A 15,593-nucleotide genomic window follows, 5' to 3' on the forward strand; every position below is an offset into this window, starting at 1 on the left:
GGAAGCGACTGCCAGGGAAACACAGATGCAGCTTTTATCTATTCAGGAGGAGAGCAATGCATTAGGGCGATATCGGATAGAATTACACGGGTATTTTCACAATCTCATATATTTTATGAATCATCTGTCGATGAATCATCCACTGTGCCATATAGAGGTACAATGTATAGAACCGATAGAAAAAGGGCTATATATACGAATGATGCTAACGGAAAGAGCAGATACACGTAAAATAAAAACATGATGCAGAGACCATATGTGTTATTACATACGCATGTCCGTATCGACGAGGTACTCCTGAATCAATTCAAAAAAGGCCTTTAACGCCGGAGAAATCCATTTGTTTGTTTTGTGAATCATCAATGTTTTGATATGATAATCCGGACCGCCCCAGGGCAGGCGTATGAGAGATTGTGCCTGAAGTTCATCCTGAACGGCCATGGCTGGCATGTAGGTAATTCCTAAATTACTGGCTACGAGCTTTTTGATGGCAAATATGCTCTCTACTTCCAGTACCTGGGCTGGCAGAACATGGTACTGGGCAAGAGTGTTTTCAAAAGCCGTGCGGTAACTGCATCCTTTTTCTGCCAAAATTAGTGTCTGGCCGGAAAGGTCGCTGATTTGTACCGTATTTCGTAATGCAAAAGGGTGCTGTGGAGCAGCCAGAAGATACATCGGTTCATCAAATAAAATCCGGACGGTGCAGGAAGCATCCTGTATATTCTGTCCCAGAAGAAAGGCGACATCAATACGGCCTTCACGAAGTGCCTGATAAAGAAGGTCCCAGGAACCGAACTGCAGGCGCAAATCGACGTGGGGGTAGCGGATATGAAACTCTTTTAGCACGCTGGTAAGTCTCGTAATGCCGACAGATTCCATTGTACCAATAGTGACAGTTCCGCTCAGGCTGGTTTCGTTGACAATGCTTTCCCGGGCAGTTTGGGCGAGTTCTAGTATCTGTTCGGCATAGGGGAGCAGTTTTTGTCCCTGATCTGTCAATATAATGTGGTGTGGAAGCCGTTCAAAAAGATGGGTTCCCAGTTCCTGTTCCAGCTGCTGTATCTGTCCGGTAATCGTAGATTGGGCATAGCCTGTTTTCTGTGCTGCTTTCGAAAAGCTACCCAGGTGGGCGATGGCAGTAAACGTTTTTAATTGGCGTAATTCCATTCCGGTTCCTCCTTTTTGCGTTCGGAATTTCCGATACGATTGTTCATATATTTCAATTTTACGGATAGATCTTTTAATGATAGTATAATACTTGAAAAGAGGAAATAAAAGGCCGGTCTTAATATAGAGAATGGGACAAATTGTATTGTGATACAGGGGAAAGGAGCGTTCTATTATGACTATCCAGATGACACAGAAACTGCTTGCTCTGACCGGCGTTTTGTTGATACTTTTTATGATTATCAGTAATTTATAACAATGTACATTGCCCGCTCATATATCAGCCCAAATATATGATATCTCCCACAAACAACGGCAGGAACTGCTTTGATGCGGTTCCTGTTGTTGTTTGTGGAAAGATGTGTCTGACATAATGGATGTTTAGATGAAGGAATATAGGGAAAGTACAGGATTGGAATGACTGGCAATCATGACGGATGAAAGTGTATGACTGCGGTTATGGACTTTTTCCTTAAGAACTGTTAAGATAGACAGCATCAGCTTTAAGCACATTACATTTGTTTACAGGCGGAGGAAATATGCATTATGATGATACAAAAAGCAATCCTGCATATTCTGGACTTTAACACGAATATGTGTATTTTGTCACAGAAAGACCTTGATTTTTCCAGCGATGTCGTGTACGAATATGTAGATAAACGGATTGAACGACTACTGAAAGATGCCGGACAGCAGACAGGTATTTTTTATGCTACCAGTTCATTCCATCATGTATTACAGCAGCTTCAGATGGAAGAAATGACCTTTGATGATGCGGCAGCAGTTATTGCAAAAAAAACGTATGATATACTGTCTCATTGTGATGAAATGGAGTCGACGGATCTTCTCGTCGTCGATTTTACTGACGATGATGGCGTGCGGACACTGGCTGTGCTGATGCTGGAAAACAAAACGGCATACACTCATCAGGTACTGGATGAGGAAGGAAATGTGTACAATAAACTTATTAAGCATTATGCTATTTTACCGGGGACCAGCCAGAAAATAGAAGCCTATGCCTTAATACGGTTTGATGACTTTTCTATCCGTTTTATAGATAAGAAGCGAAAATGCAATGGGGAGGATATTTATATATTACCCGACCGGCTTTTACAGTGTACATCACAGATATCTGGCAGAGATGCTGTAAAAATAATCAATAAAATAGCTGCTGAAGTAGCAGAAGACCATGGCGGCAGCAGTGTTGAAGCATTATCTAAAGCAAAGAATTACCTGGCAGATCATGCAGAAACATCCGTTTCCTTGTCACCAAAAGAATTGGGTTCTGCTGTCTTTTCAGATAACAAAGAAATGCAAAGTCAGTTTGAAGAGAAAATACAAGAAGCACAACTGCCCGATAATATTTCTGTTCAACAGGATTTTGCCCGGAAAACTGGAAAAACTCATAAAATAAAGACAGATACAGGAATAGAAATCACTTTTCCATCGGAATATATTGATAATTCTGACTATATACAATTCATCAATAATCCCGATGGTACTTTATCTATTGAATTAAAAAATATTGCCAAGATTGTAAATAAATAAAAAACAGCCCATATCCAGCTGCATAAACTGGGTATGGGCTGTTTCCTTATGGGGATACTGTCAGGAATTAACTGGCCAGGACACTGTAAAATGTATACAGACAGACGAAATAAAGCATGCAAAAAATAAGACGGCGGAATAATCGGGGCGATACATGTTTCAGGAGTTTTTGTCCCAGTAGAATTCCCAGAACCAGTGCCGGTATCATATACACCGACTCATATACGGCAGGTGTAAAATCGATGCCATTAGCGATGAAAAAGGATATAGAGATGAACCCGCTCACAAAGAAAAAGAGAACACTTGTACCGCGCAGTTGCTGAGGCGTAAAATCTGCATAGGCAAAATACATAATCAGAGGTGGACCGGCCATCCCTGTTGTGACTCCGGAAAGGCCGGAAAGAAAGCCTGTCAGAATATCATTACGCTGACACTGACGGAAATGGTAGTGTGAAAACTGCATAGCCAGCAAAGAAATAAAAATGACGGATCCTACGAGAATTTTTAACTGGATGCTGGAAAAATGATGATAAATGAGCAGTCCCGGAGGCTGGGCAAGCATATATCCAATAATAATAACGGCAACAACTCGTGTGCGGGCTTCCCGGAATACAAAAGGAAGCTGCACAATATTTGTGCACATGGCTACGACAAACATGATGAGTACGGTCAGTTTGGGGTCATAAAAAATCATTAATAAGGGGGCTGCAATAATGACCAGGCCAAAACCGGTAATGGCCTGCATGAGGGCCGCCAGAAATATGACAAACGCTGGCATCAAATGGGCCGTTATAAGAGAGAGATCCAATAAATCACTTCCTTTTCCGGAGTAGTTCTATAACAATGGTAGCATAGCAGAAACAAAGTATCAATGTAAAAAAGACTGCCTATGAATTTTCATCATACGCAGTCTTTGATATAAAAGGATAGTCAATCGTGATAGAGCTTATTGATCCGAACCCCTAAAAACGCAGCCAGGACAGCTTTGGCAATATCTCCGGGAATGAATGGGAATACGGCCATAACACAAGCCTGCCAGAATGTTACCTGCAGTACCAGCATCATGGAAATGACGCCACCTAAATAGGTAATAGGGATTCCTACGGTGATGGCTGCAAGAGAATAACGGACAAAGGAGTTATTACGGCCTTTTAAAAGACTGACAATGGGATAGGCAATAGCAAAGGCGATGATGAATCCACCCGTTGGACCGAATAATCTGCCGAAACCGGCTGTTCCGCCAACAAATACGGGTAGACCAGCGCTTCCCAGAAGAATCCAGACGAGCATGACAATAAGTGTTTGTTTCGGCTTTAATATGAATGCAGTCAGATTCATGACTACTGTGAGAGCCGTAATCATCGCAGTAGTAAAAGGCAGGGGAATGGAAATATAAGCAGAAACGCAGCACAAAGCTACGCAGATAGACATTTTGGTTACCGTGCGAATGGAATAATCCGCATGTAAAACTGCTTCACGAGTTGTCATAATGAATCACCTTTCTGTCATGTAAAATGGATACAGACAGCATTATAGCGCCTTTTTATAAAATAGTCAACTTATATGATTATTAATAGGTTAACAATAATAAGGGAGCAAAGACGTAATTACAGCCAGATTTCGACAACTGAAAATAAAAGGAGTAAACCGAGGACGATAGAAGTAACTCGTTCATGGGCTGCAAAATAATGGCGGAAAGCAGCTCCTGCCAGTGCCCAAAGCACATTAGACACAGAGCATAGCAGGCACATGATGATACCCAGAAGAAGACGGGGAACAAGAGAAGTAAATGCCGGCAGGATAAAGACCATGTATCCCATGAGGAAAAAAAGCATGACTTTGATGTTTGTCAGATTGAGAACAAAACCGGAAATAAAAAGACGACTTTTTATGTTTTTTTCCTCTTTTTCTGACGTTTTTGATGGAGGTTTAACTATCTTATATGTCAGATAGAGGATATATAATGAGCCCAGTGCTTTGAAAGGGGTTTCCAATTGTGGAATCAGTTCCTGTAAGGTAGACGAACACAAGTAGGCAGCGCCATTAATGATGAAAAAACTGAAAAAAAGCCCCCAGAGAAAAGGGACAGCCCGTTTGAATCCTACTTTCTGACTGACCGATAAGGACATGAGATTATTAGGACCTGGTGTAAAAGACATGCCTATACAGTACACAAGAAATGCGGTCAGTTCCGTTATCATATAAATCACCTCGTGACAGTTGAAAATATCCATCTTATTTTCTTTCTTATTTGTCATATGAATACATTTTATCGCACATCTGTCGCATAAACAATACCTGCCATGCCGCTTTTGTTGCACTGCTTTTTTTCGGCGTGTTATAATAATGGCAGGAAAAAGGAGGATGACAGGATGGGATTTTTTGAAAAGATGTATAAAGAAGGTCCGCAGCGCACGCGGAGTGAAAAATTATATGATGATGCATTGCTTCTTATGAATGACGTAGAAAAACAGAACGAACGGCTGCCAGAAGATATACGTGAAACTGTATTGGCTGGCAATGCCTGTGATACAGTTCCTGGTGCCAGCGGCGATTTTGGCCATGATATTCATAATCCAATTCCTGTCAATGGCCCTATCGGTGAATTTTCTTATTTATCCCGGTTGCGCATGAAATCGACAGGAGGACGCGTTTTCTTTCATAAATTACGTACCATAGGGTCTGTTGATGAATTTGAGCTGACCAATGTAAGCGGCCAGTTTGCAGACCATCTATTTTTAGATCCATGGCATCGGGCCCAGAGTGGGTGGTATCCTCATAATTACTATCTGGAACGGGAAGCCGTACAACCCAGAGGCATCACGACGACCTGCCCTGATTTCCCCCGGGATTTGTATAAATTAATCAAAAAGGAAGCAAAGAGGTGGCTGTCTGTCGATGTAGCAGAGAAAGAAGCACAGTATATCCATGTAGAAGAAGCACAGGCTTCCTTGCAACGGTTTCGAAATAAAGACAATTCTGATTCATAGATAGAGAAGTGTATAGGCATGATACGAAGTTCTTTATTAGATAAGTTGATGAAACTGGCTGTCCTCGTGATTATTATCGTTGAACTGGCAGCGGTTCAATATTTTATTCCTGATTTTTATCAGACTCTGTTCCGGCTTACTCTTGACGGCAATGTAGAAGGGCTGACAGAGTACATATCTTCTTTTGGATATGGAGCCATTGCAATTACTATATTTATGATTGTACTGACTAATATGACCGGCTTGCCATCTATTCCTTTTTTAACGGTTAATGGTGTTATATTTGGCCTGCTGCCGGGCATTGTCATTTCCTGGATAGGGGAAGTATTAGGAAATATTCTGGGATTTGTCATCATGCGGACCGTGCTGAGGGATAAGGCACGCAAACTAGTGGAACGCAGCCATCTGACAGAAAAACTGGATAAGTACAGTACGATAAAGACGATAGCATTGGCCCGGGCTATACCGTATTCACCGAATCTGGTCATTACGGCAGTGGCCTCGATGAGCCGCATCAGTTTTGCCAATCATCTGGTAGCTACCATTATAGGCAAAGTCCCTTCCGTCATCGTTGAAGTATGGCTGGGGCATGACTTATTGAAATTTGGACAGTACGGTGGCCGGATCATCATATGGGCAACGCTGATTCTGACAGTTTATTATGCATACAGGCAGTATAAGAAAAGATAGAAGGGGTGCAGATGGAACGAGCTTTTGCGTTAGTACGGATGGATGAGAAGCATCCGCATTGGCAGATGGCTGTTTCCCGCAGAGGAAAGCTATATCATCGGGCAGATGATTTCCGTACAGAATTTGGCCGGGATTTTACGCGCATCATCCATTCAACTGCTTATAGCAGACTGAAACATAAGACACAGGTCTTTTTTACGACAAAAAATGATCATATTTGTACGCGTATCGAACATGTCAATCAGGTCGCTTCAGTCAGCGGGACAATCGGGCAATATTTGGGGTTGAATACGGAATTGATACAGGCTATTGCCAATGCTCACGATCTGGGACACTCTCCTTTTGGTCATCTGGGAGAACGGGTTTTACGGCAAATCAGTGAGAAAGAACTGCATGAAACATTCTGGCATGAAAAACAAGGCTTGCGTGTAGTTGATGACATTGAAACACTACTTGACCCCGAAGGAAGAACTTCTAATTTGCTTTTAACATATGCTGTGCGTGATGGTATTATCTGTCATTGCGGAGAAGTACACCAGACCGTTTTACGTCCGCGGAAAGAGGCCATTGATTTAGAATCTATTCAGCGCCCTAATGAATTTGAACCTTATACATGGGAAGGCTGTGTTGTCAAAATCGCTGATAAAATCGCTTATCTCGGACGCGATATAGAAGATGCTGTACGGCTCCATATTCTGACGGAAGATGGATATCCTTTGCAGGAGCTTAAACAAGAATTAAATGGGCATCTTCATGCTCATTTGCCGTCTGTCAGTAATACGGCTATTATGTATCCCCTTATTACCGATTTGTGCAAAGAAAGTTCTCCGGATAAGGGCCTGATCCTGTCCCAGAATCATCTTAACCTGATGCATTGCGTCATGAAATTTAATTATCAGTATATTTATCATAATAAAAGGCTGGAAGTATATCATTCCTATGCCCGCTTGATCCTTGAGTCGATTTATGGAATTTTAAAAGAATGTTATGCTGGTGAAAAGACATTGGACAATATCCGGCTTCTGCAAGAGGATTATCCTACTTTGGGAAAACATTTTTTGGAACGGATGCGAAAATTCTCCGATATAGGCCGTCATATTGCAAAAAAAGATAAATTCGGAAATAGTTTTGGTAATACAATTATCTATCATATTTCCAATTCAGAACAAGATTACCGACGGGCCTGTATTGACTATATTGCCGGTATGACTGACACGTATGCGGAGAAAATATTTGATGAACTGACTACTTTTTGACGATATCTATTTCACTCTAAATGTGATACAATAAGAATTAGCCTGCCGATGGCCTACTATGGATCATAAGAGAATAATAAATGAACAGGCAGGGAAATACCGGTTATTTTCAGGAGGATGTATTCATGAGAGAACTTCCAAAAGCAAATGAAATTTGGCTTCATTTCAAGGGTGGAAAATATCAGATCATTACCCTTGCCGAACATACGGAAACAGGTGAAAAATTTGTTATTTACAAGGCTTTATCGGGAACGATGAAAACCTATGCCCGCCCGTTGAAAGATTTCATGAGTGAAATTGATAAGGAAAAATATCCTAAGGCAGAACAAGATTACCGCTTTGTAAAAAATGCCTGAGAACGGTCTTGTGGTGACCTGGATTTTGATAAAAAAGCCCCTGACACTGACAGGCTGCAGGTACGGAAAACCAGACTTTTCGGCTTGGCTTTTGAAAAGCAGAGTGACAGGGGAAGGGGACTCTATGTGGTACTGATGGATAATAATGTAAGAAATCAGGCCATTAAACACAAACGGAGCTGCAACGAGATGAGCTTATTTGCCCATGTTGTTGCAGCTCCGTTTGCTTTAGGGGGATTGGGAAAGTGATGTAAGAAATCAAAGGGGAAACTCAGGTGTTATTTGATGTCGATTCTCTGACTGGCCTGAATCGCATCAGGATCCTGCTTAGGCAATGTAATAGTCAGAACACCGTTTTCAAAGGAAGCTTCGATGCCGTCGCGCTGGATGTTACGCACGACGAATTGACGGCTATACACAGTATTAGTACGTTCTTTACGGATAAAATGACGTTCTTCTTTTGCCGGAGCTTTGCTGCTCTTTTCAGCAACGTCACTGTTGTTGGAAATTTTCTGGTCATTAGTATTCGCTTCTGGAGATTTTTCTTCCGTTTCTTCTTTGTGTTGGGCTCCGATAGTCAGAATATCATTGGCATAGGTGATGCTGATATCCTTTTTGGTCATACCCGGTAAATCTGCTGTCAGAATATAAGCTTTTCCTGTATCTTCGATATCAACTTTTGGCAGTTTTACTTGTGTTTCTGCTGTTGGCTGGAACAGACCGTTAAAGAAATTATCAAATGTACTGTCAGGAAATGCAAAATCAGTGCTTACTGGAAATAAGTTTCTCATAATATAAAACCTCTTTTCTTAGGTGAATATGTAATAGTAATGACGATGTAGACTTTTTATCCTTTAGTTCTTTTGACCTTTAAGGCTCTAGAACCATCTACTTTCTGTCTACGCCTATAGTATATTCCTTGTTAGCCATCATGTCAATAGAGTGCTAATAAAAATTATTAAAATTTCAACAAAACTATCCATTGACAAGCTGTAGGAGTTTTGGTATACTTGCAATGTTGAAAACAAAGCAGAAGCTGTCCGCCTCTCACCTTACATGACTGAAATTGTTACTAAGGTAAAATGATGTATACTGATACAGACGGATAGCGCATGCTTTCCGTTCTTTTTTTATGGAGGTGAACGACGATTAGTAAGGAATTACGTATCAACGATCAAATCAGAGCCCGCGAAGTCCGTGTGGTAAGCGACAATAATGAACAGCTGGGAGTCATGTCCCTTCGTTCTGCCCGGCAGATTGCCGAAGAACGGCACCTTGATCTGGTGGAAGTAGCGCCTAATGGCAGACCGCCTGTATGCCGTATCATGAATTACGGCAAATATCGTTACGAACAGCAGAAACGGGAAAAAGAAGCTAAAAAGAAACAAAAAATCCTGACGTTGAAAGAAGTTAAACTTCGTCCCAATATTGAGGATCACGACTTCTATGTCAAGATGAAAGCAGCGCAGCGCTTCTTAGGGGAAGGCAGCAAAGTCAAAGTTACGATTATGTTCCGCGGCCGCGAAATGAGCCACCCGGAACTGGGCGAAAAATTATTGATGCGTTTTGCTGATGAACTGAAGGACGTTGCCCATGTAGAAAAGGAACCTAAAGTAGAAGGCAGAAACATGACCATGGTCATCGCTGTCAACAAAGCGAAGTAAGAGGAGGATATATATTATGCCGAAATTAAAAACCCGCCGTGCTGCGGCCAAACGTTTTACTACTACTGGTACTGGTAAATTCAAACGGATGAAACCGTACAAGAGCCACATTCTGGAATCTAAATCCCCGAAGCGCAAACGGAATCTGAGAAAAGCAGCACTGGTTGCCAAAACGACGGTTGATGCTGTTCGTAAAATGTGCCCCTACATCTAAGGGTATACTCACGTAGTTAACATAGAGATTTGGAGGAAATGAATCATGGCTAGAATTAAAGTTGGCGTTACTGCACACGCTCGTCATAAAAAAATCTTAAAGATGGCTAAAGGCTATCGTGGAACACGTTCCCGCCTTTTCAAAAAAGCAAATGAAAGTGTCATGAAGGCTCTGTTCTATGCCCGTCGTGACCGTCGTGCCAAGAAACGTGAATTCCGTAAACTCTGGATTGCCCGTATCAATGCGGCAAGCCGTGCAAATGGCATGAGCTACAGCCGGTTTATCTATGGCCTGAATAAAGCCAATGTCATCGTTGACCGCAAAATGCTGGCTGACCTGGCTGTTAATGATGCTGCTGCCTTTGCCAAACTTGTTGAAGTGGCAAAAGCTCAGTAAAATATAAGCATATCTTACTGGTATTTCATGCAAGCAACCCCGCTCTACATAAGCAGGGTTGCTTTTTATTTTAATAAATATTTTTCCAGATCGTCAGGAAGAGAAGCGGATGACCGGGTGACATAATAGCTGCTTACGCGGGGCGGGGCAAAATCGAGGAGCGGGACCGAACGGAGAATTCCTTGTTCCAGGTCATCTTCTACCAGACTGTGGGGAAGAAAGGAATACCCCAGACCTTCTGCCAGATATTGAGGCAATTTAGTGCTGTTGTCAATTTCCATAGGAAACCGGTGGTGCCTGGGAAATAAGTCCTGGATGTAGAGGCCGACTCCCTGAAGCGCAAAGTTACAGAATAAGTAGTCTATCTTTTGCAGGTCATCTTTGCGTATGCCCCTGGCATAGGTTGTATCTGCGCTGCTGCAGACTAAATCCAACGTGTCTGTGCGGTATAATTTACAGATAATGCCATCCCGGTATAGGGCTGAATACGTAAATACTACATCTAATAAGCCGTCCTGGAGGCTGCGGAGCATTTCAGGCGTATGGCTGATGGTAATGTTCAGGGATACGGCTGGTTTTCGTTTCATATAAGCGCGGATACTTTTTTGAAGATGGCATTCATAAATCGTATTTGTTGAACCGATGTGGATTTTTTGGGCAAACGTGGAACTGCTCTGCAAATCCTGGAAAGCCGTGATTTCTAAAGCGATAAATCGTTGGGCGTAATCGAGAAATTTTTCTCCTGCCGGGGTTAGTTCTACCTGCTTATGATTGCGGACGAACAGGGATTTGCCCAATTCGGTTTCTAAATCACGGATGCGATTGGTTACGGTGGATTGGGCGACAAATAATTGTTGTGCTGTTTTAGTAAAATTTTTTATTTGAGCCAGTGCAATAAATGTACGCAGTGTCGTTGTATCCATAAAGTCACCTTCGTTTGGCTGAGTAATTCGAAAAACAAATTGCGAAAATTAATATAATCTATTTCACAAATCATCCTTACTCATTATATAATACGTATAGAAAAGAAACAATTTAGAATTATTTTTTTGTCAATGGAGTTGAATAGGATGAATAAAAAGACTGTTCCCTTTTCGGAAGAACAAATTCGTAATATTATCGCTACGTATCCTACGCCGTTCCATATTTATGATGAACAGGCTATCCTCAACAACGTTCGTAAGTTGATCAAAGCCTTTGATTGGGCTTATGATTTTAAAGAATATTTTGCCGTTAAAGCGACACCGAATCCGTACATTATGAAGTTGCTAAAGGCAGAAGGCGTCGGCGCAGACTGCAGTTCTCTTCCGGAACTGGAATTATGTGATAAAGTAGGCATCAAGGGGCGGGACATCGTTTTTTCTTCTAACGACACGCCGTATAAGGAATTTGCCAGAGCCATGGAATTAGGCGCGTTGGTTAATCTGGATGATATTTCCATGATCGAATTCATGGAAAAACGGGGTCCGCTGCCGGAATGGATTTGTGTACGTTATAATCCGGGTCCTCTTCTCAAAGGCGGAAATGATATTATCGGGACACCGGAAGAAGCCAAGTATGGTATGACCAGGGAACAGGTATTAGATGCATTCCGTATTTTGAAAGATAAAGGGGTCAAGCATTTTGGCCTGCATACCATGGTCGTTTCTAATGAACTTCATGCCAGCGGACTGATTAATACAGCTAAAATGATGTTTGAACTGGCCCTGGATGTGCAGAAAACGCTTGGTATCAATGTTGAATTTCTTGACTTTGGCGGTGGTATCGGCCTGCCGTACCGTCCAGAAGAATCGTTCGTTGATTACGATGAACTCAGTGCGGGCATCAAGAAACATTTTGATGCTATAATGGTACCAGCCGGTTTGGGCCATTGCCGTATTTCTTTTGAATGTGGCCGTGCTATCACGGGACCGTATGGGTATCTCGTAACAACGGCCATTCATCATAAGCATATCTGGAAAGAATATATTGGCGTCGATGCTTCCATGGCTAATCTGATGCGTCCGGGCATGTACGGTGCTTACCACCATATTACTGTAATGGGGAAAGAAAACGAACCGAAAAACCATGTTTATGATGTAACGGGTTCGCTTTGTGAAAATTGTGATAAATTTGCAATTGACCGCAGCCTTCCACGCATTGATGATGGAGATATCCTGGTCATTCATGACGCTGGTGCACACGGCCATTCTATGGGATTTAACTATAATGGCAAACTGCGTTCGGCCGAATTGTTGCTTCATGATGATGGCACAGTAACACAGATCCGCCGTGCTGAAACGATTGATGATTTGTTTGCTACGTTAGATTTTTCTGATTTATAAGAGCTGGAACAATACATAAAAAAGCCTACCATGTTGGTGGGCTTTTTTATGGTTCTTTGTCAAATGTTGTGAGAAATGAATTTGTGTACTATCTGCTCTTGATTTCCTATAAATTTTGTCTGATTTTCATAGGATTTATTTCTTCTTTATGTTAAAATACAAATATAAGCTGTGTTTATCATACAAGAAAGGAGTGGAAACCATGCTTGCCGGATTTGATACACTGACGGGTTTTCAGATTTGTATGGTCATTTTCCTCTCCGTATTTTCGTTCCGTTATCGGAAAGGCTGTTCGGAACATTTGACATATTTTTTGCCTGTGCCCATTCTGTATATTCTTTGGGCTTGCATTGTCATATATTATTTTGCTGATTTCTTTTTTATGGCTATCCTCTGGTTCCTGCTGGGAAATTTTCTCAGTGTTGGTCTGGCTGTACTTTTAAGAAAACAGCTGCGGCATTTTTATTATGAACAGTCAGAGAAAGAATTTTACTATCCCTGTGCGGGGTGCATGTTTTTTTTCCTGCTGAGTATTACCGTAGTTCTGGCGGGAATCCAGTGTCTGGTGTTTTATATGCCCCTTCTGGTACATTCCTGGTTGTTTAATGAATTGCTTGGTTTTATACCGGGATTGGGAATTGGATTTTTATTGGGAAACTTGTTTGCCGCCTTTTTTCTTTCTGCCAATCAGGAAGTGGAAGACTTTGTGATAAAGAAGGTATAAAATATGGAGAGCGAAGTCCGAAGAAAACAGATTATTGACGTATTAACCCATGCCAGCGGCCCGGTTACAGGAGCTGAATTATCAAAAAGATGCCAGGTCAGCCGCCAGATTATTGTAGGCGATGTAGCTCTGTTGCGTGCCCGGGGCGTTTCTATTATTTCTACGCCCCGTGGATATCAATTAGAACACGTAAGGCATGGCGGTATCGAGCGCATGATTGTCGTCTGCCACGGTCCGGAACAAATGAGGACCGAATTAGAAGCTATTGTGGATAACGGTGGACGGGTGCATAATGTCGTTGTCGAACATGAAATTTATGGCTACCTGGAAGGATCATTGAATCTCCGGTCACGCCGCGATGTAGATCAATATATTCATCGTATGGAGGAAACACATGCAGAATTGCTCAGCCGCATCAGCGGCGGCATCCACTCACACTTGATAGAAGCTGATACAGAAGCAGACATGGATGCCATTGAACATGCATTGGATAAACTTGGGATTTTATATAATTCTTGAATCGTAAAAATAAAAGCAGCAGGAATGGTTGATTTCCTATTGCTTTTATTTTTTTTTGCGTGTACAATACACTGTATATTACAGCTGTCATGACAGTTGTAAAGAACGTATTGAGGAGGTATTAATATGGTTTTGGAACGTCTGGAAGCGCTGCCAGTTGGCTCGTTTCACTACAAACTTTTATTAGTTACTGGTTTGGGATGGCTTTTTGATTCGATGGATACAGGATTGATTGCGTTTATACTTCCTGTATTGGCGAAAGAATGGCAACTGGCCCCGGGCCAGATGGGATTGATTGGCAGTATTGGGTTGATCGGGATGGCGCTGGGAGCGGTCGTTTCGGGGACGGTAGCTGATCATCTGGGACGGAAAAAGGTTTTTTCTATAACTGTATTGCTCTACAGTATTGCATCGGCACTTTGCGCTGTATCATGGAATTATCAGTCTCTTCTCATATTTCGATTTCTGGTTGGATTTGGCCTGGGCGGAGAATTACCGGTTGCCGCTACTTTGGTGTCCGAGTATGCTCCGTCGCGGGTGCGTGGCCGCTTTATTGTTCTTTTGGAAAGCTTTTGGGGACTTGGTTGGATTGCTGCAGCGTGCATCGCTTATTTTTTTATTCCTGTATATGGATGGCGCATGGCCTTCGCGTTGGGGGCTGTTCCGGCTGTATATGTATTTTTAATCCGCCTGCATATGCCAGAATCGGTCCGGTATCTTCTGTCTAGGGGGAAGGTCGAAGAAGCGAGAAATATTGTCATAACATTGGAACGGAAACTCCATGTTCCTGTACTTCCATTTAATGATGCGGTGGAAAAACTGCCACCGGCTACAACTGTTTCATTCCGGGAATTGTGGAAAAAACCTTACATGAAACGGACGATTATGCTATGGCTTGTATGGTTTGGTATTAATTTTAGTTATTATGGGATATTTATGTGGCTGCCGTCTCTGGTATTTCAACAGGGATTTACTGTAGTTAAAACGTTTGAATATGTACTTATCATGACGCTGGCCCAATTGCCCGGGTATTATTGCGCCGCATGGCTGGTTGACAGGCTGGGGCGGAAGTATACATTGTCTGTATTTCTCCTTTTCAGCGGTGTTGCCAGTTATTTCTTCGGACATGCTTCGACGGCAGCGGCTCTGATGATGTGGGGTTCGGTTATGTCGTTTTTTAATCTCGGTGCATGGGGCGTGCTTTATACATATACGCCAGAACAATATCCGACAACTATCCGAGCCCTTGGCAGCGGATGGGCTGCCGGGTTTGGCAGATTTGGCGGTATGGCAGCTCCCGTAATGGTTGGTGTTATGATAGGGCATAGTTTTGGTTTTGGCGCGGTGTTCTATATGTTTGCCTTTGTTTTCATTGCAGTAGCTGCCGTTGTCATGGGATTGGGAATCGAAAGCAAGCAGAGAGATTTGGAAAGTATCACGGCAGTCCAGAATCGCTCAAAAAGTGTAAAACAGACGTTATGAGATATAATTTTGCAAAAAGAGGAGTTGTACCTATTGACAGCTCCTTTTTTTGATGGTAAAATTCTTTACATCGCATGAGACCGAAGAACATCAAATACAGTTTTGAAACAAAAGAGTTTAAAATTAGTGCTTGACAAAACGGAATAATGTGATATACTAAACGAGCTGTTGGAGATACAAACTTCGATGGCAGATGACCTTTGAAAACTGAACAATGCAACATACGAATGAACGCCAGAGTGCGAGGTTCTAGAGATAGAACG

General features: G+C 42.2%; 18 protein-coding genes. 12 read left to right on the top strand and 6 right to left on the bottom strand.

Annotated elements, in window-relative coordinates:
- Positions 1-264: 264 nt before the first annotated feature.
- The gene (locus B4H10_RS00580) at positions 265-1,167 is read right to left on the bottom strand and encodes a LysR family transcriptional regulator (protein ID WP_292017996.1); all 903 of its coding nucleotides are present in this window, start codon (positions 1,165-1,167) and stop codon (positions 265-267) included.
- 546 nt (positions 1,168-1,713) lie between these two features.
- Between B4H10_RS00580 and B4H10_RS00585 the strand changes: the two genes are divergently transcribed.
- Positions 1,714-2,715 (top strand): nucleoid-associated protein, encoded by a 1,002-nt coding sequence (locus B4H10_RS00585; RefSeq protein ID WP_292017997.1) that lies wholly within the window; start codon positions 1,714-1,716, stop codon positions 2,713-2,715.
- 67 nt (positions 2,716-2,782) lie between these two features.
- Here the strand turns inward: B4H10_RS00585 and B4H10_RS00590 are convergent, their stop codons facing one another.
- From B4H10_RS00590 to B4H10_RS00600, 3 genes are all read right to left on the bottom strand, one after another.
- A complete protein-coding gene (locus B4H10_RS00590) occupies positions 2,783-3,523 on the bottom strand; it encodes a sulfite exporter TauE/SafE family protein (RefSeq protein WP_113854987.1) in 741 nt (246 codons plus the stop codon).
- Positions 3,524-3,645: 122 nt separating this feature from the next.
- Positions 3,646-4,203, bottom strand: a complete 558-nt coding sequence (locus tag B4H10_RS00595; protein WP_059076960.1) for a biotin transporter BioY — start codon at positions 4,201-4,203, stop codon at positions 3,646-3,648.
- 119 nt (positions 4,204-4,322) lie between these two features.
- A complete protein-coding gene (locus tag B4H10_RS00600) occupies positions 4,323-4,916 on the bottom strand; it encodes a LysE family translocator (RefSeq protein WP_070807767.1) in 594 nt (197 codons plus the stop codon).
- 171 nt (positions 4,917-5,087) lie between these two features.
- Between B4H10_RS00600 and B4H10_RS00605 the strand changes: the two genes are divergently transcribed.
- From B4H10_RS00605 to B4H10_RS00620, 4 genes are all read left to right on the top strand, one after another.
- A complete protein-coding gene (locus tag B4H10_RS00605) occupies positions 5,088-5,705 on the top strand; it encodes a hypothetical protein (RefSeq protein WP_059076962.1) in 618 nt (205 codons plus the stop codon).
- A gap of 18 nt (positions 5,706-5,723) precedes the next feature.
- Positions 5,724-6,395, top strand: a complete 672-nt coding sequence (locus B4H10_RS00610) for a TVP38/TMEM64 family protein (protein WP_075582123.1) — start codon at positions 5,724-5,726, stop codon at positions 6,393-6,395.
- Between the two features lie 11 nt (positions 6,396-6,406).
- Positions 6,407-7,651 carry a deoxyguanosinetriphosphate triphosphohydrolase family protein gene (locus tag B4H10_RS00615; protein ID WP_113854984.1) on the top strand — a complete coding sequence of 415 codons (1,245 nt, stop codon included), beginning with the start codon at positions 6,407-6,409 and terminating at the stop codon, positions 7,649-7,651.
- Between the two features lie 125 nt (positions 7,652-7,776).
- Positions 7,777-8,007 (top strand): DUF1653 domain-containing protein, encoded by a 231-nt coding sequence (locus tag B4H10_RS00620; protein WP_059076984.1) that lies wholly within the window; start codon positions 7,777-7,779, stop codon positions 8,005-8,007.
- A gap of 278 nt (positions 8,008-8,285) precedes the next feature.
- Here B4H10_RS00620 and B4H10_RS00625 read toward each other — a convergent pair whose 3' ends face one another.
- On the bottom strand, positions 8,286-8,798 hold the full coding sequence (locus B4H10_RS00625) for an Hsp20/alpha crystallin family protein (protein ID WP_059076965.1): 513 nt from the start codon (positions 8,796-8,798) through the stop codon (positions 8,286-8,288).
- Between the two features lie 357 nt (positions 8,799-9,155).
- Here B4H10_RS00625 and infC point away from each other — a divergent pair, with 357 nt between their 5' ends.
- Genes infC through rplT form a run of 3 tightly spaced genes read left to right on the top strand, consistent with a single transcriptional unit; the run spans position 9,156 to position 10,281 of the window.
- The gene (gene infC, locus B4H10_RS00630; RefSeq protein ID WP_072235734.1) at positions 9,156-9,671 is read left to right on the top strand and encodes a translation initiation factor IF-3; all 516 of its coding nucleotides are present in this window, start codon (positions 9,156-9,158) and stop codon (positions 9,669-9,671) included.
- 16 nt (positions 9,672-9,687) lie between these two features.
- Positions 9,688-9,885, top strand: a complete 198-nt coding sequence (rpmI, locus tag B4H10_RS00635; protein ID WP_059076967.1) for a 50S ribosomal protein L35 — start codon at positions 9,688-9,690, stop codon at positions 9,883-9,885.
- A 45-nt stretch (positions 9,886-9,930) separates the two neighbouring features.
- Positions 9,931-10,281 (top strand): 50S ribosomal protein L20, encoded by a 351-nt coding sequence (gene rplT, locus B4H10_RS00640; protein ID WP_059076968.1) that lies wholly within the window; start codon positions 9,931-9,933, stop codon positions 10,279-10,281.
- Between the two features lie 65 nt (positions 10,282-10,346).
- On the opposite strand, the gene B4H10_RS00645 is transcribed toward rplT, so the two are convergent.
- Positions 10,347-11,204 (bottom strand): LysR family transcriptional regulator, encoded by an 858-nt coding sequence (locus B4H10_RS00645; RefSeq protein WP_059076969.1) that lies wholly within the window; start codon positions 11,202-11,204, stop codon positions 10,347-10,349.
- Between the two features lie 147 nt (positions 11,205-11,351).
- On the opposite strand from B4H10_RS00645, the gene B4H10_RS00650 reads away from it, so the two are divergent.
- The 4 genes from B4H10_RS00650 to B4H10_RS00665 all read left to right on the top strand — a co-directional run bounded on the left by B4H10_RS00650 (position 11,352) and on the right by B4H10_RS00665 (position 15,330).
- Positions 11,352-12,605, top strand: a complete 1,254-nt coding sequence (locus B4H10_RS00650) for a diaminopimelate decarboxylase family protein (RefSeq protein WP_072235735.1) — start codon at positions 11,352-11,354, stop codon at positions 12,603-12,605.
- Between the two features lie 202 nt (positions 12,606-12,807).
- Entirely contained in the window at positions 12,808-13,329 is a 522-nt protein-coding gene (locus tag B4H10_RS00655) for a hypothetical protein (protein WP_059076970.1), read from the top strand.
- Between the two features lie 3 nt (positions 13,330-13,332).
- Positions 13,333-13,848, top strand: coding sequence for a transcription repressor NadR (locus B4H10_RS00660; RefSeq protein ID WP_113854982.1), 516 nt, complete (start codon positions 13,333-13,335; stop codon positions 13,846-13,848).
- A 126-nt stretch (positions 13,849-13,974) separates the two neighbouring features.
- Positions 13,975-15,330, top strand: coding sequence for an MFS transporter (locus tag B4H10_RS00665; RefSeq protein ID WP_059076972.1), 1,356 nt, complete (start codon positions 13,975-13,977; stop codon positions 15,328-15,330).
- The last annotated feature ends 263 nt before the right edge of the window (positions 15,331-15,593 follow it).

The sequence above is a fragment of the Megasphaera sp. UBA4382 genome, from assembly GCF_002391155.1.
GTDB lineage: Bacteria > Bacillota > Negativicutes > Veillonellales > Megasphaeraceae > Megasphaera > Megasphaera hexanoica.

Coding starts and splice junctions, on each gene's coding strand:
- B4H10_RS00580 (WP_292017996.1), bottom strand. CDS start 1,167: ATGGAATTACGCCAATTAAAAACGTTTACTGCCATCGCCCACCTGGGT.
- B4H10_RS00585 (WP_292017997.1), top strand. CDS start 1,714: ATGATGATACAAAAAGCAATCCTGCATATTCTGGACTTTAACACGAAT.
- B4H10_RS00595 (WP_059076960.1), bottom strand. CDS start 4,203: ATGACAACTCGTGAAGCAGTTTTACATGCGGATTATTCCATTCGCACG.
- B4H10_RS00600 (WP_070807767.1), bottom strand. CDS start 4,916: ATGATAACGGAACTGACCGCATTTCTTGTGTACTGTATAGGCATGTCT.
- B4H10_RS00605 (WP_059076962.1), top strand. CDS start 5,088: ATGGGATTTTTTGAAAAGATGTATAAAGAAGGTCCGCAGCGCACGCGG.
- B4H10_RS00610 (WP_075582123.1), top strand. CDS start 5,724: ATGATACGAAGTTCTTTATTAGATAAGTTGATGAAACTGGCTGTCCTC.
- B4H10_RS00615 (WP_113854984.1), top strand. CDS start 6,407: ATGGAACGAGCTTTTGCGTTAGTACGGATGGATGAGAAGCATCCGCAT.
- B4H10_RS00620 (WP_059076984.1), top strand. CDS start 7,777: ATGAGAGAACTTCCAAAAGCAAATGAAATTTGGCTTCATTTCAAGGGT.
- B4H10_RS00625 (WP_059076965.1), bottom strand. CDS start 8,798: ATGAGAAACTTATTTCCAGTAAGCACTGATTTTGCATTTCCTGACAGT.
- rpmI (WP_059076967.1), top strand. CDS start 9,688: ATGCCGAAATTAAAAACCCGCCGTGCTGCGGCCAAACGTTTTACTACT.
- rplT (WP_059076968.1), top strand. CDS start 9,931: ATGGCTAGAATTAAAGTTGGCGTTACTGCACACGCTCGTCATAAAAAA.
- B4H10_RS00645 (WP_059076969.1), bottom strand. CDS start 11,204: ATGGATACAACGACACTGCGTACATTTATTGCACTGGCTCAAATAAAA.
- B4H10_RS00650 (WP_072235735.1), top strand. CDS start 11,352: ATGAATAAAAAGACTGTTCCCTTTTCGGAAGAACAAATTCGTAATATT.
- B4H10_RS00655 (WP_059076970.1), top strand. CDS start 12,808: ATGCTTGCCGGATTTGATACACTGACGGGTTTTCAGATTTGTATGGTC.
- B4H10_RS00660 (WP_113854982.1), top strand. CDS start 13,333: ATGGAGAGCGAAGTCCGAAGAAAACAGATTATTGACGTATTAACCCAT.
- B4H10_RS00665 (WP_059076972.1), top strand. CDS start 13,975: ATGGTTTTGGAACGTCTGGAAGCGCTGCCAGTTGGCTCGTTTCACTAC.